Consider the following 19817-nt stretch of genomic DNA (forward strand, 5'->3'; position numbering starts at 1 on the left):
CGGGGGGGGGCACGCCCCCGCGCGGGGCCCGGGGGGGGGCGCCCGCCCCGCCGGGGCGGGGGGGGGCGCGGGGGGCCCCCCGGCGCCGCGCCGCCCCCCCGGCGCCGGGCCGCGACCCCGCTGCCCGCCGCGGCGCGGCGGATCATCGCGCTCAACAACGGTTTCCAGCTGCTGTTCAACCTGCTGTGGTGGATGCCGGTCTTCTACGCCTACCAGCGCGAGGCCGGGCTCTCCGACCAGGAGATCTTCGGGATCCAGAGCATCTACTACATCGCCTTCTGCCTCTTCGAGATCCCCACCGGGCTGGTCGCCGACCGCATCGGCGCCCGCAACTGCCTGAGCGCGGGGGCGGTGGTGATGACCGCGGCGAACCTGGTCCCGGTCCTCTCGCCGAGCTACTTGGGCTTCCTGGTGCACTTCCTGGCCATCGCCGCGGGCCGCTCCCTCACCTCCGGCGCGGCCAGCGCCTACCTCTACGACGCGCTGCACGCCCACGGCGCGGGGGACCACTATCTGCGGGCCGAGGGCACGGCACGCGCCCTCGGGCTCGCCGCGAAGGTGGTCTGCTGGCCGCTGGTCGGCCCGTTGATGAGCCTGGCCCGGCCCGTCCCCTACCTGCTGAGCGCGGCCGGTGCCGCCGCGTCCCTGGGCTGCGCCCTGGCGCTGCCGCGCCGCGTCCGCCCGGCCGGCGCCGGGGGCTTCGGCGCCGCCGACGAACCCGGACGGCGTGCCGCCGAGCCGCTTCCGAAGAGATCGCGGAACGTCGCCAGGGCGGTGCGCTGTCTGCTGGCGAGCCCATGGCTGGTGCTGGTCATGGTGCAGGGCGTGGCGCTGTTCACGCTGTCCCGCATCTGCCAGGTCAATCTCTTCCAGCCGATCCTGCTCGACCACGGCGTGCCCGAGACCTCGCACGGCGCCGTACTGGCGGCGGTGACCGTGGCCGAGGCCGTCGGGTCGGCCAGGCCGCAGTGGCTGGGCCGCCGGCTGCGGCCGCTGCCTCTGGTGTCCCTGCTCAGCCTCGCCATGGCCGCCGCCCTGGCGGGCACCACCCTCGGCGGTCCACTGCCCGCCATCGCACTGCTGTGCCTGTTCTCGGCCGTCACCGGATTCGCCTATCCCCTCCAGCGGAAACTGGTGAACGACGCGATACCCGACGGCGCGCCGCGCGCCACCCTGCTCTCCGCCGAGAGCATCGTGGACCGGGGCGTCTGCGCGCTGGCCGCGGTGGCCGCGGGCGGTTATCTGTCCGCCGGCCGGATGGACGCCCTGCTCTGGCAGAGTGCCGCGGCCACCGCCCTGGTCATGCTGGGCGTCCACACGGCGGCGGCGATCAGGGCGCTGCGCGGCGGATCCGGCGGCTGAGCCGACGGCGCCGCTGTCGGTGGCGGCCGAAGCGCACCGGACGGTCCCCGCCGCCGGCAGCGGTGGTCACGCGGGCGGAGCGCCGCGGCTGGGGCATGGCCGGGCCGCGGCGCCGGTGGCCCCGTGGTGGCGGCTCACGTCCCCGCCTCCGGGGACGGCTTACCGAGGATCTCCGCCATCACCGAGTGGAGCGGCTCGCCGTCGAGGAGTGTGCCGAGCTCCTCGACGCCGTGCTGTCGCTGCGGCGGGGTGAGCGAGACGTAATGCTCGATCCGTTCGTTGAAGGTGCGGCGGTACCGTGCGTAGAGCGCCTCGTCCTCCCGGATACGGCCGGCCAGCCGGACCAGGGCCGCGGTGCCGGCGAAGTCGTCCTCCGGCAGCGGGTGGCGCGGCACCACGTCCGTGAACCGGCCCCCGCCACGGCCGAACAGCGTGCCGTCCAGCGCGCGCATGGTGAACACATGGGCGTAGTGCTGCTCGTGGATCGCCAGCGGCAGTCGCCCCAGGGCGATCGATTCGTGGAGTGCCGTGAGCCCGGGGGCCAGCAGGTAGTCCGGGGTGCCCGCCACCGCCTGGAGCAACTCGCGCTGGCGCAGGAGACGGCAGTCGGCCCGCCCGCCCGCGGCCGAGACGGTCCGCTCCCGGCCCTGGCCGAACGGGCCGCCGCAGACGAGGACGCGACGGAACCGGGGCCAGTCCCGCAGCAGGTCGGGGATCCACCGGTCCAGCAGGAGCAGGTAGTCGTTGTTGACGTCGAAGTCCAGGAGGAAGTTCTTGAACCCTCCGACGTTGATCAGCAGGTCGTGTTCCGGTCCGGCGGTGGTGCGCGCCACGTCCCGCAGCCCCTCGACGTCGACGATCGAGCCGGTTCGGTGGATCCGCGGACCGGTGCCCAGGGCGGCGATCTCCGCAGCGCGCTCGGAGACCCCGGGAAAGTTCTGTACGACGCTGTGGGTGGCGGTCAGGTGGGCCGCGACGATCCGCTCGTGCGGCGACAGGCCCGCCAGGTGCCGGTCGGCGGCGGCGAAGCAGGAGCGCGGCATGGTCGCGCAGAGTTCGTGGATCCCGGCAGGTGGCCGGGCGAGCTGCCAGAAACCGAACAGGCTGTCCACCATGGTCACGGGCCGCCGCGCCACGACGGACCGGAAGACCAGCTCGGCGTCCATGACCGACACCACGTGGTCACTGCCCCGCAGCAGGACGTCGATCACCGCTGCCCTGTCCTTCTCCGGCATCCCGCCGGTGTCGTACACGCCGTCGAAGGCGTCGGCGTTGTGCCGGGCGAAGACGGCGGCGACGCCGTCTCCGACGAACACCCGGTCGTGCCCGCGGAGCTGCCGGGAGACCGCGACGAGTTCGGCGACCGGACCGAAGCCGCAGTTCTGCGCCCCCATCACGATCCGCATGTCACAGCCCTCCGCCGGCGGTCCCCCGCGGGCCGCCCGCCGTGCCGGGCGCCGCGGTGAGGACCTCGGTGAGCCGTTCGGCGAAGTCGACGGGGTACCTGGCGTAGCCGACGTGCCCGCCGGGGAACAGTTCAGGTTCACGCCCGAGCCGTCCGGCGAGGAGGAGCACGGGGCGGTGCACGAGGTCCCCGCGGGAGGCGTGGCCCCCGGCCCACACGACTGTGTCCGCCACCGCCTCGAGTGCGGCCAGGTCGGGTACGAAACGCGTGAACGGCCGGACGAGGTGGGTCAGGAAGAAGTCGGTGTTGTCGTGTACCTCGGGCAGCGCCGGCGCGGGCCGGCCGCCGTGCAGGGCCTGCAGTTTGACGAGGGCCGGTGCCATGCCCTCCTCGCGATACGTCCGGCAGACGTCGTCGAGGAGCGCCAGGTGCCGTGCCGCGTCCGGCAGGATGCTCAGGACGGGTGGTTCGTGGGCGACGGTCAGCCGGATCCTCTCCGGGTGGCGGATCGTGAGTTCCAGCGCGATGAGTCCGCCCGAGCAGCTCCCGAAGACGCGGACCGGCTCGTCGGGAGCGGCAAGGTGCTCGATCAGCCGGTACGCGTCGTCGGCGTGCTCCTCGACCCGCTGGTCCACCGGGGGGCCTTCGAGCACGCTGCGTGAGTTCCCCCGCGGATCGTAGGTGACGACACGGTGGTCGGGAGCCAGGGCCGCGGCCAGGCGCTTGAAGACGGCCGCATCGGAGTTTCCTCCTCCGATGAGCAGCAGGAAAGGCCCCTCGCCGCGCACTTCGTAATAGATCCTCGCTCCCAGAACCGGGAGCGTCCCGCTGTTCGATGGATTCATCACACTCCACTGGCGAGACCGGTGTGGTGGCCCAGCGTCGCAGATGTGGCGGGGTGAGTGCAGAGCGCGCGACGGCCGGCACCGCCCGGTTCGCACGCCTCCGGGCCGCATGCGCTGTCCACTGCTCCCGCGCGCCGGTCTCGTCCTGAGCCGCACCGGGCATACCGCTCACGGCTCTCACAGCGAGGGAGGCTGCCCATGACCGCGGGGAACACGACCGGTCACCGGTGGCCGCCGCCATGTCCTGGAACGAGGAGACCCGGTTGACGGGCATCGAAGAAGTGCGAAGGATCCTCCGCGACCTGGGAATCGAGGAAGAGCTGCTGCACGACGGCGCACGGTTGCGTGCGCATCTCGCGCTCGACTCCGTCGATCTCACGCAGATCCAGGTGGAGCTGGCCGATCGGTTCGCCACCCGCGTCGATCTGTGGACCGAACACGACTACACCCTGCGTCAACTCGCGGACGCCCTCGGCGAGGACCGGCCCGGCACGGAGCGGTCCGGCCTGGAGCGGTCGGGGTACCGGGACCGCGGCTGGTGGCGCCCGGAGTTCCTGGACGACCTCGTGCTGAGCACCCGCGTGCACCCGGGTCACCGTGCGGCACTGGACGACGGCGACCGCACCTGGACCCGGGCCGAGCTGGACGCCGCGGTGTCCGGCTGCGCCGCCCGGCTGGCGGACACCGGCATCCGGCCCGGCGAGACCGTGCTCGTACAACTACCCAACCGGAGCCGGATCGTCGTTCTCGTGCTCGCGCTGATCAGACTGGGTGCGCGCCCGGTTCTCGCCCTCCCCGCCCTGCGGGGGCACGAGCTCGAGCAGGTGCTCACCGCGGTGGCACCCGCAGCGCTGGCCGTACCGGCCCGGCACCACCGCTTCGACCACCTGCGGCTCGCCGAGAAGCTCCGTGCGCGGCATCCGTGCGTCCGCACCCTGCTCGTCTCCGGCCTCGCCGGCCCGGCCGGCGGCCATGTGGACCTCGACGGTCTCGTCGAGGCCGGTGGGCCGGGTCCCGCGCATCCGGATCGCCACCCCTCGGACACCGCCCTCTTCCTGCTGTCGAGCGGAACCACGGGCGCGCCCAAGGCCATTGCCCGCACCCATGAGGCGCTCGGGCACGTGATCCGCACCTCGGCGGCGGTCTCGGGGCTGACGCCGGAATCGGTGTACCTCGCCGTCCTGCCCGTGACCCACGGTTTCGCCTTCTCCAGTCCGGGGATTCTCGGCACTCTCGCCTGCGGTGGGAAGGTCGTGCTCGCCGCACCGGACGATGCGGCAGGGGCCATGGCGCTGATCGAGCGAGAACGCGTCACGCACTGTGCGCTCACTCCCGCGCTCGCCCGGCAGTGGCTCCTCGCCCGTGCCGGCTCCACCGGTCACGACCTGTCGAGCCTGCGGGTCCTGCAGATCGGCGGGGCCCGGCTGGACGAATCCACCGCCGCCCGGCTGGCCGGTGCCTTCGACTGCCGGATCCAGCAGGTGTACGGCATGAGTGAGGGCCTGCTGAACTTCACCCGGCTCGACGATCCACCCGAGGTGACCTTCACCACGCAGGGCCGCCCGTCCTCGCCGGGTGACGAGACCCTCGTGGTGGACGAGGAGGGCCGGCGCGTCGCCGACGGTGAAGCCGGCGAGCTGCTGGCCAGAGGCCCGGGAGTGATCACCGAATACCACGGCGGCGTGGCGGCGGCGTCGTTCACCTCCGACGGCTTCTACCGCACCGGTGACCTCGTCCGTCGTCACCCGTCCGGGAACCTCGTGGTCGTCGGGCGTCTCAAGGACGTGATCAATCGCGGAGGGGAGAAGATCCCGGCGGACGAACTGGAGGCGCTGGTTCTGGCGCATCCCGGGGTACGGGCCGCGGCGGCCGTCGCGATGCCGCACCGGGTGCTGGGGGAAGCCGTGTGTCTGTACGTCGTGGCCGGTGACGAAGGAACGCCGTCCCTGCGGGAGATGCGGAGGTATCTGGAGGAGAGCGGACTGGCCCGGTTCAAGCTTCCCGAACGTCTCGTCGAGGTTCCGGAACTTCCTCTGACCGCCGTCGGCAAGACGGACAAGACACGGCTGCGTGCGGACATCGTGGCTCGGCTGGAGAGCGAGGGCTGAGCCCCCGGCCACGGGTGCCGGTGCGGCGGCACCAGGCCGACGGGCCGCATGCCGGCGACGGCCCCGGTGCGCGGTGAAGCGGTCCGGAACGTCCAAGCCTCCGCGGGGGCCGACCGTGTCGGCGCTCGGCGGAAGTGGCACGGCCCGGCGTGCCCCGCATCCCGGGTCGCCCGGCCCCGCCCACGGCGGCTGACCGGTTCGGATCACCCGATGCACCCATCCAGGTCACTTCCGGTTCGCCTTCGAGCGGGAGATGCCCGGCGGGGGTAGATCGCTGTGCGCGGGGTGCACTCGGGACGCATGAGGAGATCAGCTGTGTATGCGGTGATTCGGCGTTACGAAGGGGTGACCGACCCGGCCGAGGCGGGGCGCCGAGTGGGCGAGGGCTTCGTGCCTCTCCTCCGCCAGGTCCCCGGCTTCGTGGCCTACTACTGGGTTGACGCCGGGGACGGGGTGATGGTCTCCACCAGCGTCTTCGAAGACCGAGACGGGGCCGAGGAGTCGATCCGGAGAGCGGCGGACTTCGTACGGGACAACCTGGCGGCGCTGCTCCCCCATGCACCTCAGGTCACGGCCGGCCAGGTCGTGGCTGCCGGGTAGCGGCCCGCGGAGTGACCCCGGACGTCACGTACCCCGCTCCGGCAGCCTGCCCGCGTCGCCGGGCCGGGGAAGGGAGCGCCGCGAGGGGCCGCAGGGTGGCGCTCAACGCTTCCACCTGCGGCGTTCGCCTACGAAACGGGCACCAGGAGGCCCGCGCGTGCGGGATGCGTAGGATCCCCGGATGGCAAGCACCGGTTACCTCCTGCACGGACCGCGCGTGGCCGTTCGCCATGTCCGCCGTCAGGATTACGACGAGCTCACCGCGCTGGCCCAGGAGAGCGCCGCGATGCTCAGCCGCTGGCTGGGCGCCCGCGAGAACACGGTGGAGGCGTTCGAGAGCCGCCTCAGACGGTTCGAGGGGCCCTCTCACGAGGGATTCGTGATCTGTCTGCGCGGCACCGGCGCCATCCTGGGTGGTGTCAACATCAACGACATCGTCCGGGGCGCCCTCCAGAGCGGAACCCTGGGCTACACCGCCTACTCCTCCACCACCGGCCGCGGCTACATGACCGAAGGTCTCCGGCTCGTCATCCGGCATGCCTTCGACGGTCTCGGACTGCACCGGCTGGAGGCGAACATCCAGCCGGACAACACCCCGTCACGGAACCTCGTCAGGCGCCTGGGTTTCCAGCGCGAGGGCTACTCGGCGGCCTTCCAGTTCATCAACGGTGCGTGGCGAGACCACGAGCGCTGGGCCATCACCGCCGAGACGGCAGGCGCGGCCGGCCGTCCATGAACGGAAGTGGCCCCCCATCCGGTGCCCTCGGCTCGGGGCAGCACCGGCGTCCGGCGCCCGCCCCGCCCGCACCGTGCGGCCGCCCCTCGCGGTGTGGTCGCGCCTCCCGCGGTGTGCCCCCTCTCGGTGCGGTCGCCCCTGGCGGTGTGGTGGTGGCGTCGTCATCCCGAGGTGGCGAGCAGCTGCGTCGCCGCGAGTTCGCCGTAGAGCGGATCGGAGGCCACCAGCTCGGAGTGGGTTCCCACGGCCCGTACCCGCCCTGCTTCCATCACCACGATCCGGTCGGCGAGGGTCACCGTGGAGAGCCGGTGGGCGACGACGAGCACCGTGGTGTGGCGGGCCGCCTCCGCGACCGTGTCCCGCAGCGCCTGTTCGTTGACGGCGTCCAGCTGCGAGGTGGCCTCGTCGAGCAGGAGCAACCGGGGGCGGCGCAGCAGCGCCCGCGCGATCGCCACCCGCTGCCGCTCACCGCCCGACAGCCGGCTGCCCCGGTGGCCGACGAGGGTGTCGAGGCCGTCCGGCAACCGTGCCACCAGGTCCGCCAGCCGGGTCCGGGCCAGCACCTCGCGGATCTCCTCGTCCGTGGCGGCGGGAGCGCCGAAGACCAGGTTCTCCCGGAGTGTTCCGGCGAGTACCGGGGCGTCCTGCTCGACGTAACCGATGGCCGCCCGCAGCCGGTCCAGCGGCCACTGGCTGACGTCCACCCCGTCGACGAGCACCCGGCCGCCGGTGGGTGGGTAGAACCGCTCGATCAGGGCGAAGACGGTGGACTTGCCGGCGCCCGAGGGCCCGACGAACGCCGTCATACCGCCACTGGGCACCCGGAACGACACTCCGTGGTGCACCCCGGGCGACTCCGGCTGGTAGCGGAAGGCGACCTCCTCGAACTCCACCGTCGCCGGGGCCCCGCCCGGCGTGGCCGCACCCCGCGGCTCCGCCCCGGACTCCGGCTCGAACGCCCGCGCCCCGGGCTCCGGTTCTGTCTCCAGCCGCTCCACCTCGTGGATGCGGGCGATCGCCGCCGTCCCCACCTGGTACGACGACACGGCCTCCACCAACTGCGAGACCGGCTCGATCAGGTAGAACAGGAAGAGCAGGAAGGCGACGAGGGTGGCGACGTCCGTCTGACCGGACGCCACCCGGGCCCCACCGATCCCGAGCACCGCGAGGAACGACACCTGCACCGCCAGGCCCACCGACGACCACGCCACCGCCTGCCACTTCGCCGCCCGCACCCCGTGCCGCCACGCCTCCTCGGTGGCCGCCCACACCGCCTCCGTCTCCCGCTGCTCCGCACCGGACGCCTTGATCGTGCGGAAGGCGCCGAACGCCCGCTCCAGCACGGTGGAGACCGCGCCCACCGCCTCCTGCGCCTGCTTCGTCGCCCGCGCGATACGAGGCATCACCAGCCCCAGCGAACCGCCGATGAGAACCATCACGCCGGCGGTGACCCCGAGCAGCACCGGGTCCATCACCGCCATCATCACCACCGTCGCCGCCAGCGTCAGCCCTCCGGTGACCAGCGAGACCAGCGATTCGGTGGTCACCGCCCGCAGCAGTGTGGTGTCCGAGGTGACGCGGGACATCAGATCGCCGGGCTGGATCCGGTCCGCCTCGGGCACCCGTAGCCGCAGCAGCCGCGCCACCAGCCGCCGGCGGGAGGAGAGCACGATCGACTCGGCGGTGCGCGCGAGGAGGTATGCGCCCACCGACTCGATGACGGTACCCAGCACCACGAGTGCGGTGAGCAGGACCAGTACGCCGGCCACCGGTTCTTCCTCGCCGAGCCGGGTGACCAGGGCCTTGGCCGCGAGCGGCTGGGCCAGGGCGGTCAGCGCGCCGACGAGGGTACAGAGCCCGCCGAGCGCGATGGCCGCGCGATGGGCCCGGATGTGGCCGTACATGATGCGCCAGGTCTCCCGGACCGGCAGCAACGGGGTGGCTGCCCCGGTCTCCTCCGTATCGCCGCCCGGGTCCGCGCCCGGGCCCCCGGCCGCCACGGCGGTACGGGGGTTCCCGGCCGGGCCGGGAACGGCGGTGTCAGGCATGACGGGGGCGGGGGTTCGGGGTTCCGGTGTCCCGCCAGGGGTCGAATCAACTCTCACACCCCATCGGACGCGCTCCGGAAGGAGTTCACCTGAGCGGCCGGGCACATCGGTGCTCCGAGGCTGCGGAACCCGCCCCCGGGGCGCGGGTGCCGCCGCCGTCGCAGCACACCGCGGCGATCCGGCCATCACGGTCCGGCGGCTCGCGAGCCCGCACGGCCGCATCACACCGGGGTCATCAGCGCGCGGAACGGCCCACGAGCCAGTCCATGGCGGCCGCGCCGGCGCGGAGGACGGAGATGTGTCCGTCGGCCGGGCTCAGCCGCAGTTCCGCGGTGGGGCAGCGGGCGGCGAGCCACTCGGCGTGCGCGCTGGGCACGACCCGGTCCTGGTCGCCGTGGAGGAGGAGGACCGGCGCGAGGATCCGCGCGGGATCGAATCCCCAGGGGGCGACGTAGGCCAGATCATCGTCGATCAGGCCGTCCGGTCCGGCCTCGACGGCGGGGCCGACGACGTCACCGAACCAGGACCAGTCGTCGGCGAGCGCGGCGTGGTCGGCGGGGGTGAACATCTCGGGGTCGTACTCGGCACCCGCCTCGTGGCGTTCCTTCGCCTCGCGGCCCCGGGCGGCAGCGCGCAGGGACGCCACGCCCGAGTCCGTCATGCCCGCGTACCAGTCGAGTCCTGCGGCGCGGTACGGGGCCAGTCCGGCCACGCTGACCACCGCGATGACGCGTTCGGGCAGCAGGGCGCCGCAGGCCAGGGCGTGCGGGCCGCCGCCGGAGTGCCCCATGACCGCGAACCGCTCGATGCCCAGCGCCTCGGCGATGGCGGCCACGTCACCGGCGGCCGACGCCAGGTCCCGGCCGGGACGGGGGGTGGATCCGCCGTATCCCGGCCGGTCGTAGGACACCCAGCGGATGCCCAGCCGGGCGGCGGCCGGGAAGAGAGGCTTGGGGGGCGCGCCGATATTGGGCGTGCCGTGCTGCCAGAAGACCGTGAGGCGGGCGTCCGAGTCGTCCGAGCCGGTGTCGTAGACATGCAGCCTGCGGCCGTCGCCCAGCTCCAGGTCGGTCTCCGTCAACGCCGCCACCCCGTCCGTTTCCGTCGTCGATCCCTCAGGCTCCGGTGGTACGAACCTACGGGGCAGCGGCCCGCCGGGGTAGTCGGACCGCTGTCCGGGTGACCGGAAGGTGTGTCGTCCCTCGCGCGCCGCGCCCGCACCGGTACCACGGGCATTGCCGCCGCCGGTGGCGGTCGGCGACCGGCTCGTCATGCCTCGCTCCGGTCTCGCCGGCCGGCCGGCCGCTCGGGGCCGGCCGGAGGACGGCAACACTTCGGAACATGTCCGGCAAGGGAAAGGGATCCTCTCGTGGCTGTGCCCGTCTCGTTCGACCAGCGCTCTCCCGGATACAGCCTGGAGCGGGCCTACTGGCTCGCCCGCGCCTCGGATCTGGCCTACAAGGACAAGTCCACCATCGAGCAGCAGGCCGCCGAGTGGGGCTTCCCCGTGGTGCGGCACCATGAGACGCGGTTCACCCCGCCGTTCCCTCTGCAGGACACCCAGGCCTACACCATGGCCGGCGACGACATGATCGTCACCGCGTTCCGCGGAACCGAACCGCAGCAGATCAAGGACTGGCTCTCCGACGCCACCACCCCGCCGCGCCCCGGCCCCGGCGGCACCGGACACGTCCACCAGGGTTTCGGCGAAGCCCTGGAGTCGGTCTACCCCGAGGTGAGGAACACGCTGGCCGAGCTGCGCACGAACGGCCAGCGGGTGTACTTCACGGGCCACAGTCTGGGCGGGGCGCTGGCCATGCTCGCCGGCGCCCGGATGTTCCTGGAGGAGCCGCGGCTCACCGCCGACGGTGTCTACACCTACGGCCAGCCCCGCACCTGCGACCGGATCCTCGCCACGGCCTACGACAAGGGCTTCAAGGACCGGATGTTCCGGTTCGTCAACAACAACGACGCCGTCCCGCACCTCCCGCCGGAGCCGGTCTACACCCATGTGCGCGCCCTGCGCTACATCGACTCCCACGGGACGCTCCACGAGACGATGCCGCTGGTCAGTGGCGTTGCCGACCACGCCACGGGGCTGACCGCCGACCCCTTCGCGCCGGCTTCCGACGGGATGCGCGACCACTTCATGCGCAACTACCTCGCGGCCATGGAGAAGAACCTCGCCTGACGCCCCGGATCGGGCGTTCCCCTACCTGACCGGAGTCCACATCGTGGGCGCCTTCTTCCGGTCCGCTCGGTACGCCGAACGAAAACCCCCAGGTCGGCACCTCGACCGCGCACGGCTTCAGTGAGCTCGTCAGCCGTGGGGCGAGGGCGATCCCTTCGAAGCGCCGCGTCCGGCATGATGTGCGGATACGCATGGGCCGGAAGGGTGACACGTGAGCCTCGATCAGCCGCCGCAGCCGTCGGATCCATACGGCCCACAGGGCGGGTTCGGACAGCCGCAGCCGGGCTACGGACCGCCGCCGCCCCTGCCACCGGGCCCGCCACCCGGCAGGAGCGGCGGCAGCGGCAAGGCAGCCGTCATCGTCATCTCCGCGGTCCTCGCGATCGCTCTGGTCGGCGGCGGTGTGTGGTATTTCCTGGGCACCGGTTCGGACGGCCCGGAGCTGACGGACGACGGGAAGAACTACGAACTGACGGCGCCACGGACCGTGCTGGGTGAGTTCACGTTGGACAACCCGGGCGAGACCGACGACGACATCACCTATGAGCAGACGAAAGAGCTGGGGATCAAGCGGGCCCACGCGATCGACGCCGAGTACGACGCCGGAGACGTCGTGGACGGCGTGGTGGCGAAGGACGTCAACCTCAGCGGAGTCTGGGGTGAGGTCGAGGATCCGCAGCAGGCCGTGGACAGCGCCTTCGCCCTCATGACCCAGGGCATGGGCCCCGACTCCGAAGCGGAAGCGGTGGGCAGCCCGGAGCGCGTCGAACCCGAGGACCTCACCGACGCCGTGATGAAGTGCCAGGTCATCAAGTGGACGAATTCGCAGGAAACCAGGTGCGTCTGGGCTGACTACAGCACCATCGGCATCGTGTCGGCGAAGGAGCGCGACAAGGAGGTCACCATCGACGCGGCCGCGCGGATCGCCGCGGACCTCCGGGACGAGGTGCGGCAGGAAGTGAAGTGAGGTCCTCCTCGGGCCTCAAGGCCGGCGAGGCGGCTCCGCGGCTCCCACTCACCGTTCAGCTCCGGTTCACCGCCCCGCCCGGGCGGGCGGGGTGCCGTGGCAGCGCGGGCCGCTACGGATGGTAGAGGGTCCGGGCGCGCGCCAGGTCGGCAGGCCCGTCGTCGCCGAGACTCAGGAAGTGGTTCACCTGCCATGCCTGGGTGCTGCGGGCCTGCCGGCTGGTCGTGGTCACCCACGGCGGGTAGACACGGAATCCGCGCTTCCCGCCGGAGCCGTCGCGGGAGACGATGCCACGCTCGCACAACACCTCGCGCGGGAACACGAACTGCCCGAAGCGGTCGTCGTCGCGGCTGCTGATGACGAACAGGTCCACCCCGTCCTCCGCGTCGAAGGGCCGGATGGGCCCCTCCTCGGACCGCTGCCACACGGTGACGAACTGGCCCGCCTTCGTCGGGGTGGTCTTGGCCACCCGGAACCGCACCGAGCGGCCGTCGAGTACGAACGCGCAAGCCGCGTACTCGGCGCTCTCCGGTTCGGCCACCGGCAGCGAGCAGACGAAACCGCTCGGGTCGTACACCAGGGTCTTCGCCGCCAGCAGGTCGCCGTGGAGGTCCGTCCACGGCCGATTCGACACCATGCCCCCATCCTGCCATCGCGTCCGGACGCACTGCTCCGGACCTCACCGCACCGGCCACTCGGCCACCACGCCGGCACCCGGGGCACGTCCTCCGGCCGACGCCCGGATCACCCCTCCCCCCGAAGCAGTCGGGAGCGTCGACGGCCAGGGTCTGGAGCCGCTCGTGCGGGGCATCCCGCCCATACGGTCCCGCCGCGGGCCGCGGCGACGGCGGCCGACGAAGCTGCTCGCAGACAAGGGGGACGACTACGACCACCTGCGGCGATGGCTGCGCGAGCGTGGAATCCGCCACCGCATCGCCCGCAAGCGCGTCGAGTCCTCACAACGGCTGGGCCGACATCGCCGGGTGGTTGAGAGGACCGTGTCCTGGCTCGCAGGCTGCCGGCGTCTCCACCGTCGATACGAACGCAAGGCCGAACACTTCAGCCTTCGTCGGCATAGCCGCAGCCCTCATCGGTCACCGCCGACTCGTCCGCACTACTCTCCCGACATGACCGACGAAGCTGCCGTTTGGCACCGGCTCGCTGCTCTCCTACCGCCCGACGACGCCCGGGCCGTTGAGGACTGCTGGGGCATTGGCGAACAGGAAGGCGGCCTCGAACTGCTTGTGGCCGCCCTGCTGCGACACCAAGTGCCCATAGACGAGACCATCCGGGCCGAGATCGCCGTGGTCTGCGAAGCCTGGGGGATGTGGCCCTTCCCACTGGCCCCGCGCCTCTCGCAGTGCCCCGGCAGTACAACCGCCTCAGTCCTGCAACTGATCGAGAACACCGCCAGCGCTCCCCAGCCTGCGACCACAGTCGGCTTGGGTGATCAGCTCGTCCTGGTCCCCTGGATCAGTTGCACAGCATGCGGCCGGACTCTGGCCCGCACCCACACCCTCGAGCCCTGGGGCATGTCCCTTACTCCTGAGCACTACGTCATCCTGGACCCTGGCCAGAGCGCCATTGACCGCCTCTTCATGCAGGGAAACGGCTGGGACGCGCTGACAGCACTCCGCACTTCATGTGAGAAACCGGAGCTTGCCCAGCCATAGGAAACGACTTCTTGTGAGTCGGGGCCGTGTGGTCTTCGCCGAGGGTTCAGGGCGAAGGGCTTCGGTGGCATCACCGAGGAGGAGACGCACCTGCCGGCCGAGGACGCATCGCTCGGCGACGCGGGGATCCGCCGCACAATCCCGGACAAGGCCGGCCAGGTTCGCAACCGCGAGAAGCGCGGCTCCCGCGACGGTCGGCCGCCGAAGTTCGACAGGACCGACGACAAGGAGCGCCACGCAGCCGAGTGCGGGACCGATCGCCTCCAGCGCCACCGCGCGTTGCCGCCAGCTACCGCTCGACACCTGACGAGATCCGCTTCCGCGTACAAGTCGTGACGTCGGAGACCGCAGAGCCGTTGCCGTGAGCCGGCGACCTGCGACTTCCGCCCGACTGATGCAGCCCCGGGGGTCCGGACAGCCGGTGCCGCTCCCGGCCGGCACGTGGTGGCGGTGGACACCGATGGCGGCCTTGGTGCTTTCCCTTCCGCCGGGGTCTCTTGCGGTGACCCGGAAGCCATAGGAGAGTGTGGGCTGACCTGGAAGAACGCACTGATCGGCGACTGGGGAACCTGATGGTGACCAAGCAACTGCTCAAGGGCCTGCCCGAGGACGCCGACCTGCGGCGCGCGGACTCCCTGGCGCGGGAGATCTTCTCGGACGTCGCCAACAAGTGGGCGCTCCTGATCATCGAGGCGCTCGGCGAGCGCACCCTGCGCTTCAGCGAGCTGCGCAACCGGGTCGAGGGCATCAGTCACAAGATGCTCACCCAGAACCTGCGCATGCTGGAACGCAACGGCCTGGTCGACCGGAAGGTGCACCCCACCGTGCCGCCACGGGTCGAGTACACCCTCACCGAGCCGGGCCGGGCCCTGCGCACCACGGTCGATGCCATGTGCGGCTGGACCCACCGGCACCTCGGGCACATCGAGGACGCGCGCCGCCGTTTCGACGGCTGACGGACGACGCCCGGCACACCGCTCCGGGCGCCTGTGCCGGGCGCATGAGTGGCAGGAGCCTGGCGGTCGGCGCGCGGACGCCGGCCGCCAGGGGTCGCCGGGAGGGGTCAGCCGGAGGGTCAGCCGGTGAAGATCCAGCCGAGCTGGCCGCCTGAGGCCTGGCCTTCGCAGTTGGTCTGGTTGGACTCGAAGAACTCGCGGTGGCTGCCGACCATGCACCGCATCAGCGGGAGCGTGCCCACGTCGGACGGCTGGCCCGGGTGGATCCAGCCGAGGCGGGTCACGTAGGTCTGGCCCTCGCAGTTCACGTCGGTGGACAGGAAGTTGTCCTTGCGCACGACGCAGTGGTACAGCGGCACGGTGCCCTCGCGCGGGGACATGTACAGCTGGCCGAGGCTGCCCTCGACGCGGTAGCCCGGGGGTACGTTCCACACGGTGCTGATGTGCTCGCCGTTCGGTCCGACCAGCCGGTTGAGGCTCCGGGTCGGGGAGCTCGACGCCGGGTCGCCCGAACACGTGCCCTTGACCATGGCGTTGTAGTAGCCGCCGGTCACGTGCTGCAGGATCGGCCCTTCCGTGATCCGGCACTGCGAGGAGCCGAATCCGAGTTCGGCGGCCTGCTGGAGGAAGTGGCCGACCGCGGCGCCGCCCGCGACGTTCGCGGGGCCACCGCCCAGGCCGGTGATGTTGACCACGACCGGGCCTACGTCGGACGCGGCGCCGGAGGCCGCCGAGGGGGTGGGAGCGGGGGTCGCGCCGGCCGGGGCGGCCGTGGTCACGGCGGCCGCCACCGCGGCGGTGAGAGCGAGGAGCGTGGTGCGGAGACGCGAGGTGCGGTGCAAGTCCGTACTCCTGTGTCGTCGGCCGCGGCGGCCCCGTCGGACGACCGCGGGAAGAGCGACTGTGCGCACCGCCCGGCGGGCGGATGCGTATGCATTCCACCCGCCGAATGCCCATATGGGCCAGTCTCTCTTCGGCCGATCCACGGCCGGAAACCACGTCGGGGGCGCTGCCCCGCGCGGGCGGACCCGGCTGCCGGGAGGCGGCGGAGGGTTCGCCCGACGGGATCCGGACCGGGCACGACTTCGCGGTGCGGCCGCCGCTTTCCGAGACCACGCCGGTGGGCAGCGAACCGGGCGGTTTCGCCGCCGAGCGGTGGCTGAGGCGACCAGAGGCAGGCTCGGCGAACACCTCCGGGGCCGCTGAGGCCGGCGGCCGGGGCCGAGGTACGGCGGCGTGCCGGGAGCGGCCTCCGGACCGGCTGGCCGGTGTGCCATGGTGATGGCATGACGTGGAACGGTGACGAGTACCAGGCGCGCTTCGACCGTATCGCTGCCACAGGTGAGGACGTTCACGGCGAGGCCGCGCTGGTTCGTTCCTTCGGGCCGGCCACGGTTCTCGATGCGGGCTGTGGCACCGGGAGGGTCGCCATCGAGCTGGCGCGCCACGGAATCGCCGTGGTCGGCGTGGATGCCGACGAGTCGATGCTCGCCACCGCCCGGCGCCGGGCGCCGGACATTCGCTGGTACCACCGTGACCTGGTGGGGCTCGATCTCGGGGAGTCGTTCGACGTCGTGGTGATGGCGGGCAACGTGCCCCTGTTCACCCCGCCGGGAACGGAAGCCGGCCTGGTGGCCGGCGCGGCGGGCCACGTCCGGCCGGCCGGGCACCTCGTCGCCGGATTCTCCCTGGACCGCGATTACCCACTGGACGACTACGACGCGCACTGCCGCGCGGCGGGGCTCACTCTGGAGGCCAGGTACGCGACCTGGTCCCGGGAGCCCTACACCGGCGGGCAGTACGCCGTCTCCGTGCACCGCAGAGGCTGATCACCCCCGCCCACCACGCCCTGCCGGCGCCCGGGCGCCCGGACACCGGCGCTCTGACGGTGTGTGCGCACCGTGCGTGCGGGGCGCCGGCCCGGCACCGTCGGGCCGCCGCGGCCCCGTGCGCGCCGCCCCCTCGGGCCGGCCGCCCGGATCGCCTCGCCCCGAACACGGCGGCAGGCGGCCCGACGACCGCTTTCCCGGACGATCCCGGAAGTCCGGGGCCGGTCGTATTGCCGTGCCGCGGTGGAGCGGACCGCCTGCCGACCGGGCTCCGCGTGCACCACGACCGATTGTCAGTGGTGGGTGGGAGGATCGAAGCATCCAATCGGAAAAGGGGGGCCGGTCATGTCCGGAAACCAGAACTACATCAATCACGTTGCTCTCGTGCTGGATGCCAGCTCGTCCATGTCGCACCTGAGCCGTAAGGTCGTCGAGGTCGCGGACCAGCAGATTTCCTATCTCGCCCGCCGGTCGAAGGAACTGGACCAGGAAACCCGCGTCACGGTGTACGTCTTCGCGGACACGGTGGAATGCGTCATCTACGACAAGGACGTGCTGCGGATGCCGTCCTTGAAGCAGCTGTACCGGGTCGGTGGAATGACGGCTCTGCTGGCGGCCACGCTGAAGTCGCAGCGGGAGCTGGCGCAGACGGCCCAGTTGTACGGCGACCACAGCTTCCTCACCTTCGTGCTGACCGACGGCCAGGAGAACGCGAGTCATCGCTGTCCGGACGCCCCCACCAGGGACCAGCGCGCACTGGTGAAGGCCGTGGCCGAGATGATGGCCACGCAGCAGGACAACTGGACGCTGGCCGTCCTGGTGCCGGACCAGATGGGCAAGCGCGAGGCCATGCAGTGCGGTTTCCCGCGGGACAACATCGCCGTCTGGGACGCCACGAGTACCCGGGGTCTGGAGGAGGCCGGGCAGGTGATCCGGCAGGCCACCGAGAACTTCATGGTGGGCCGGGCCCAGGGCATCCGGGGATCGCGGGCGGTGTTCTCCACGGGGGCGGACGCGGTCAACAAGGACACCATCAAGGCAGCCGGCCTCACTCCGGTGAATCCGTCGGAATACCAGCTGATTCCGGTGGCTCGAGAAGCGGCGATCCGGGAATGGGTCGTCGAATGCGGGCACACCTACCGTACCGGTTGCGCTTTCTATCAGCTGAGCAAGTCGGAGAAGATCCAGGCGCGGAAGCAGATAGCGGTACTGGAGAAGAAGACGGACCGGGTGTACACGGGACCGGAGGCCCGGACCCTGCTCGGTCTGCCCGATACGGAAGTTCGCGTCAAGCCGGACCACAACGACGACTTCACGATTTTCGTGCAGAGCACCAGCGTGAACCGGAAGCTGGTGCAGAACACGCGGCTGCTTTTGATGCTCTGACACCCCGCACATTCCACGGGCGTCGCCCGCGGGGCGGGGTCAACCCTGGCCCGTATGGGGCAGCGGTGTGACGTGGCCGTGCTGAGCCGGCTTCGGCCATGCCGCGTCGCGTCACCGGCTCCGGCAGCCGGGTACGCCTGCCCCGCCGCCGCCCCGGCCGGGGCCCGGGTCCCCCGGCCGGGGCGGCGGCGGCCGGGACGCCGGGCCCGCGTTGCCGTTCGTGGCGCTGTCCCCGCGGGGTGCCCGGCGACGCCGTAAGGGTTGCCACCGGCGTGCCGGTGCGCCGGGACGTGGCCCGGTGGGGCGGCGGTACCCGGCCGGGCGCCCGGTACCGCGCCGGGGGGAGAGCCTGCCTCCGGCCCGGTGGAACCCCGGCCCGGCCGCTCGTGGTGACGCTCGCGGGGCCCGGGGCCCCTGCCCGGTGCCGGGCAGTGAGCACAGCATAATGACGGTGCTCAGCGCCCATTCCGCCATGCGGTCGGTCCGACCCGGGGACGGGCGAAACACTCGACAGGCCGGGTCCGGTGACGGCGCGGCACGGAAACGGAGCCGCCATGGACCTCCAGCACTTCGAGCGGATCAACGCGTTCATCGAGGACCGGCTCCGCCCGCTCTTCGACGCCGACAGCGGCAACGAGCACGGCTGGGCGATGGACGACACCTCCCGCTCGCTGCGCGCGCTGCGGGACATCGCACTGAGCGCCGCGGCGGTGAAGGGGATCGCCGAGCAGCAGGAGACGGGGAGCGAGGACGTACGGCGCATCGCCGGTCAAGCGCTGGCGCACCAGTGGGACCTGCTGGTCCGCATCGCCCGGCACTGGGAGGACCACCCGGACTTCCGCCGCGAGTTCAAGCGCGGCTCGTGGGAGTTCGACCTGGCGGCCGCCGCTCCGGGCGCCGCGGACTGATCCCGAGCCGGGCGGAAGGGCTCCCCACGGGGCCGCCGGCCGGATCGGCGGCGGCCCGCTCACCTGCTCGGCCGGCCCCCGCGGCTCAGCCGGAGAGCCGGAACCGCGGTTGCCGGCGGTCCGGCTTCCCGGCTGCGGTCAGCGGACGGACCTGCCGCGGGGTCGCGTGCTCCGGGAGGGAACGGGTGTCCCTCGGGCCGTGCCGGCGTCCCCGGGACCTCCTGCGGTGCGGGCGGCGGGCGCCACCGCGGCGTGGAGCCCTTCCACCGGCTCCCCGTCACGGCGCCGAAGGTCACGGGCCGGGCGACGGCGGGACGACCCGGCGGCAGGTCCGGGCCCGGTCTACGGGCAGATCCAGCAGTACAGGCGATGACCGCGGCCGACGGCCCGATCCGCCAGCTCGGCCAGCCGGCGGAGGAAGTCGGCCAGTTCCTCGGGGTCGGGTGGCGTGGAGAAGTCGCCTGATGCCGCCCAGCCCTGGGCGACGTCTTCGAGCAACTCCCGCTCGAATGCGGCGAGCCGGTCGCGGAAGGTGTCGGTGAGCGCCACGCTGACGACCTCTCCGTCCGCCACCATGGCCACCAGGTGTCCGCGTCGGGAATCGGCCTTGACCTCCTCCGCGGGCAGGCCGGTGACGAGCACCTCGGCGGGCAACAGGTCCACCACCGGATCGACGCCCTTGACCACCAGTTCGTCGTACCCCGAGCCGATGGGCTCGACGTCCGCACGCGCGACCGCCCGGCCTGCGTCCTCGTCGTCGGCCGCGGCGTAGTAGCCGAACAGAACCCCCATGCGGCCCATCA

Annotated in this window: 18 protein-coding genes and 1 pseudogene; 12 read left to right on the forward strand and 7 right to left on the reverse strand. The window is 72.2% G+C overall.

Annotated elements, in window-relative coordinates:
* Positions 1-192: 192 nt before the first annotated feature.
* The gene (locus tag ACH4B3_RS26955) at positions 193-1362 is read left to right on the forward strand and encodes an MFS transporter (RefSeq protein ID WP_398466970.1); all 1170 of its coding nucleotides are present in this window, start codon (positions 193-195) and stop codon (positions 1360-1362) included.
* Between the two features lie 134 nt (positions 1363-1496).
* On the opposite strand, the gene ACH4B3_RS26960 is transcribed toward ACH4B3_RS26955, so the two are convergent.
* Both ACH4B3_RS26960 and ACH4B3_RS26965 read right to left on the reverse strand, forming a co-directional pair.
* Positions 1497-2768, reverse strand: a complete 1272-nt coding sequence (locus tag ACH4B3_RS26960; protein WP_398466972.1) for a hypothetical protein — start codon at positions 2766-2768, stop codon at positions 1497-1499.
* A 1-nt stretch (position 2769) separates the two neighbouring features.
* Positions 2770-3612: an alpha/beta fold hydrolase gene (locus ACH4B3_RS26965; protein WP_398466974.1), complete on the reverse strand. Its 843-nt coding sequence runs from the start codon at positions 3610-3612 to the stop codon at positions 2770-2772.
* A 239-nt stretch (positions 3613-3851) separates the two neighbouring features.
* On the opposite strand from ACH4B3_RS26965, the gene ACH4B3_RS26970 reads away from it, so the two are divergent.
* The 3 genes from ACH4B3_RS26970 (at position 3852) to ACH4B3_RS26980 (ending at position 7056) form a co-directional block, all read left to right on the forward strand.
* Complete coding sequence (locus ACH4B3_RS26970; RefSeq protein ID WP_398466976.1) at positions 3852-5720, forward strand: AMP-binding protein; 1869 nt, start codon at positions 3852-3854, stop codon at positions 5718-5720.
* Positions 5721-6035: 315 nt separating this feature from the next.
* Positions 6036-6320, forward strand: a complete 285-nt coding sequence (locus tag ACH4B3_RS26975; protein WP_398466978.1) for a hypothetical protein — start codon at positions 6036-6038, stop codon at positions 6318-6320.
* Between the two features lie 181 nt (positions 6321-6501).
* Positions 6502-7056 carry a GNAT family N-acetyltransferase gene (locus ACH4B3_RS26980; RefSeq protein WP_398466980.1) on the forward strand — a complete coding sequence of 185 codons (555 nt, stop codon included), beginning with the start codon at positions 6502-6504 and terminating at the stop codon, positions 7054-7056.
* 161 nt (positions 7057-7217) lie between these two features.
* Here the strand turns inward: ACH4B3_RS26980 and ACH4B3_RS26985 are convergent, their stop codons facing one another.
* Together ACH4B3_RS26985 and ACH4B3_RS26990 are read right to left on the reverse strand one after the other, a co-directional pair.
* Complete coding sequence (locus tag ACH4B3_RS26985) at positions 7218-8960, reverse strand: ABC transporter ATP-binding protein (RefSeq protein WP_398467109.1); 1743 nt, start codon at positions 8958-8960, stop codon at positions 7218-7220.
* Positions 8961-9339: 379 nt separating this feature from the next.
* The gene (locus ACH4B3_RS26990) at positions 9340-10185 is read right to left on the reverse strand and encodes an alpha/beta fold hydrolase (RefSeq protein WP_398466982.1); all 846 of its coding nucleotides are present in this window, start codon (positions 10183-10185) and stop codon (positions 9340-9342) included.
* Between the two features lie 288 nt (positions 10186-10473).
* On the opposite strand from ACH4B3_RS26990, the gene ACH4B3_RS26995 reads away from it, so the two are divergent.
* Positions 10474-11295: a lipase family protein gene (locus ACH4B3_RS26995; protein WP_398466984.1), complete on the forward strand. Its 822-nt coding sequence runs from the start codon at positions 10474-10476 to the stop codon at positions 11293-11295.
* Between the two features lie 211 nt (positions 11296-11506).
* Positions 11507-12262, forward strand: coding sequence for a hypothetical protein (locus ACH4B3_RS27000; protein ID WP_398466986.1), 756 nt, complete (start codon positions 11507-11509; stop codon positions 12260-12262).
* A gap of 112 nt (positions 12263-12374) precedes the next feature.
* On the opposite strand, the gene ACH4B3_RS27005 is transcribed toward ACH4B3_RS27000, so the two are convergent.
* Positions 12375-12899 carry a MepB family protein gene (locus tag ACH4B3_RS27005; RefSeq protein WP_398466988.1) on the reverse strand — a complete coding sequence of 175 codons (525 nt, stop codon included), beginning with the start codon at positions 12897-12899 and terminating at the stop codon, positions 12375-12377.
* A gap of 139 nt (positions 12900-13038) precedes the next feature.
* Here ACH4B3_RS27005 and ACH4B3_RS27010 point away from each other — a divergent pair.
* From ACH4B3_RS27010 to ACH4B3_RS27020, 3 genes and pseudogenes are all read left to right on the forward strand, one after another.
* A pseudogene (locus ACH4B3_RS27010) lies at positions 13039-13393 on the forward strand (transposase); the annotation flags it as partial.
* Positions 13390-13935 (forward strand): hypothetical protein, encoded by a 546-nt coding sequence (locus tag ACH4B3_RS27015; RefSeq protein WP_398466990.1) that lies wholly within the window; start codon positions 13390-13392, stop codon positions 13933-13935. The pseudogene ACH4B3_RS27010 and the gene ACH4B3_RS27015, both read left to right, overlap by 4 nt.
* A gap of 572 nt (positions 13936-14507) precedes the next feature.
* Complete coding sequence (locus ACH4B3_RS27020) at positions 14508-14891, forward strand: winged helix-turn-helix transcriptional regulator (protein ID WP_398466992.1); 384 nt, start codon at positions 14508-14510, stop codon at positions 14889-14891.
* A 119-nt stretch (positions 14892-15010) separates the two neighbouring features.
* On the opposite strand, the gene ACH4B3_RS27025 is transcribed toward ACH4B3_RS27020, so the two are convergent.
* Positions 15011-15733 (reverse strand): hypothetical protein, encoded by a 723-nt coding sequence (locus ACH4B3_RS27025; protein ID WP_398466994.1) that lies wholly within the window; start codon positions 15731-15733, stop codon positions 15011-15013.
* A gap of 444 nt (positions 15734-16177) precedes the next feature.
* Between ACH4B3_RS27025 and ACH4B3_RS27030 the strand changes: the two genes are divergently transcribed.
* The 3 genes from ACH4B3_RS27030 (at position 16178) to ACH4B3_RS27040 (ending at position 19014) form a co-directional block, all read left to right on the forward strand.
* Entirely contained in the window at positions 16178-16720 is a 543-nt protein-coding gene (locus ACH4B3_RS27030) for a class I SAM-dependent DNA methyltransferase (protein WP_398466996.1), read from the forward strand.
* 345 nt (positions 16721-17065) lie between these two features.
* Entirely contained in the window at positions 17066-18106 is a 1041-nt protein-coding gene (locus ACH4B3_RS27035) for a vWA domain-containing protein (protein ID WP_398466998.1), read from the forward strand.
* A 554-nt stretch (positions 18107-18660) separates the two neighbouring features.
* Complete coding sequence (locus tag ACH4B3_RS27040) at positions 18661-19014, forward strand: hypothetical protein (RefSeq protein WP_398467000.1); 354 nt, start codon at positions 18661-18663, stop codon at positions 19012-19014.
* Between the two features lie 342 nt (positions 19015-19356).
* Here ACH4B3_RS27040 and ACH4B3_RS27045 read toward each other — a convergent pair whose 3' ends face one another.
* A complete protein-coding gene (locus tag ACH4B3_RS27045) occupies positions 19357-19806 on the reverse strand; it encodes a hypothetical protein (RefSeq protein WP_398467002.1) in 450 nt (149 codons plus the stop codon).
* Positions 19807-19817: the final 11 nt, after the last annotated feature.

It is taken from the genome of Streptomyces sp. NPDC018031, from assembly GCF_044327625.1.
Lineage (GTDB): Bacteria > Actinomycetota > Actinomycetes > Streptomycetales > Streptomycetaceae > Streptomyces.

Excerpts from the sequence above, each read along its gene's own strand:
- ACH4B3_RS26955 (WP_398466970.1), top strand. The coding sequence starts at position 193 with ATGCCGGTCTTCTACGCCTACCAGCGCGAGGCCGGGCTCTCCGACCAG.
- ACH4B3_RS26960 (WP_398466972.1), bottom strand. The coding sequence starts at position 2,768 with ATGCGGATCGTGATGGGGGCGCAGAACTGCGGCTTCGGTCCGGTCGCC.
- ACH4B3_RS26965 (WP_398466974.1), bottom strand. The coding sequence starts at position 3,612 with ATGAATCCATCGAACAGCGGGACGCTCCCGGTTCTGGGAGCGAGGATC.
- ACH4B3_RS26970 (WP_398466976.1), top strand. The coding sequence starts at position 3,852 with ATGTCCTGGAACGAGGAGACCCGGTTGACGGGCATCGAAGAAGTGCGA.
- ACH4B3_RS26980 (WP_398466980.1), top strand. The coding sequence starts at position 6,502 with ATGGCAAGCACCGGTTACCTCCTGCACGGACCGCGCGTGGCCGTTCGC.
- ACH4B3_RS26985 (WP_398467109.1), bottom strand. The coding sequence starts at position 8,960 with ATGTACGGCCACATCCGGGCCCATCGCGCGGCCATCGCGCTCGGCGGG.
- ACH4B3_RS27005 (WP_398466988.1), bottom strand. The coding sequence starts at position 12,899 with ATGGTGTCGAATCGGCCGTGGACGGACCTCCACGGCGACCTGCTGGCG.
- ACH4B3_RS27015 (WP_398466990.1), top strand. The coding sequence starts at position 13,390 with ATGACCGACGAAGCTGCCGTTTGGCACCGGCTCGCTGCTCTCCTACCG.
- ACH4B3_RS27020 (WP_398466992.1), top strand. The coding sequence starts at position 14,508 with ATGGTGACCAAGCAACTGCTCAAGGGCCTGCCCGAGGACGCCGACCTG.
- ACH4B3_RS27030 (WP_398466996.1), top strand. The coding sequence starts at position 16,178 with ATGACGTGGAACGGTGACGAGTACCAGGCGCGCTTCGACCGTATCGCT.
- ACH4B3_RS27035 (WP_398466998.1), top strand. The coding sequence starts at position 17,066 with ATGTCCGGAAACCAGAACTACATCAATCACGTTGCTCTCGTGCTGGAT.
- ACH4B3_RS27040 (WP_398467000.1), top strand. The coding sequence starts at position 18,661 with ATGGACCTCCAGCACTTCGAGCGGATCAACGCGTTCATCGAGGACCGG.
- ACH4B3_RS27045 (WP_398467002.1), bottom strand. The coding sequence starts at position 19,806 with ATGGGGGTTCTGTTCGGCTACTACGCCGCGGCCGACGACGAGGACGCA.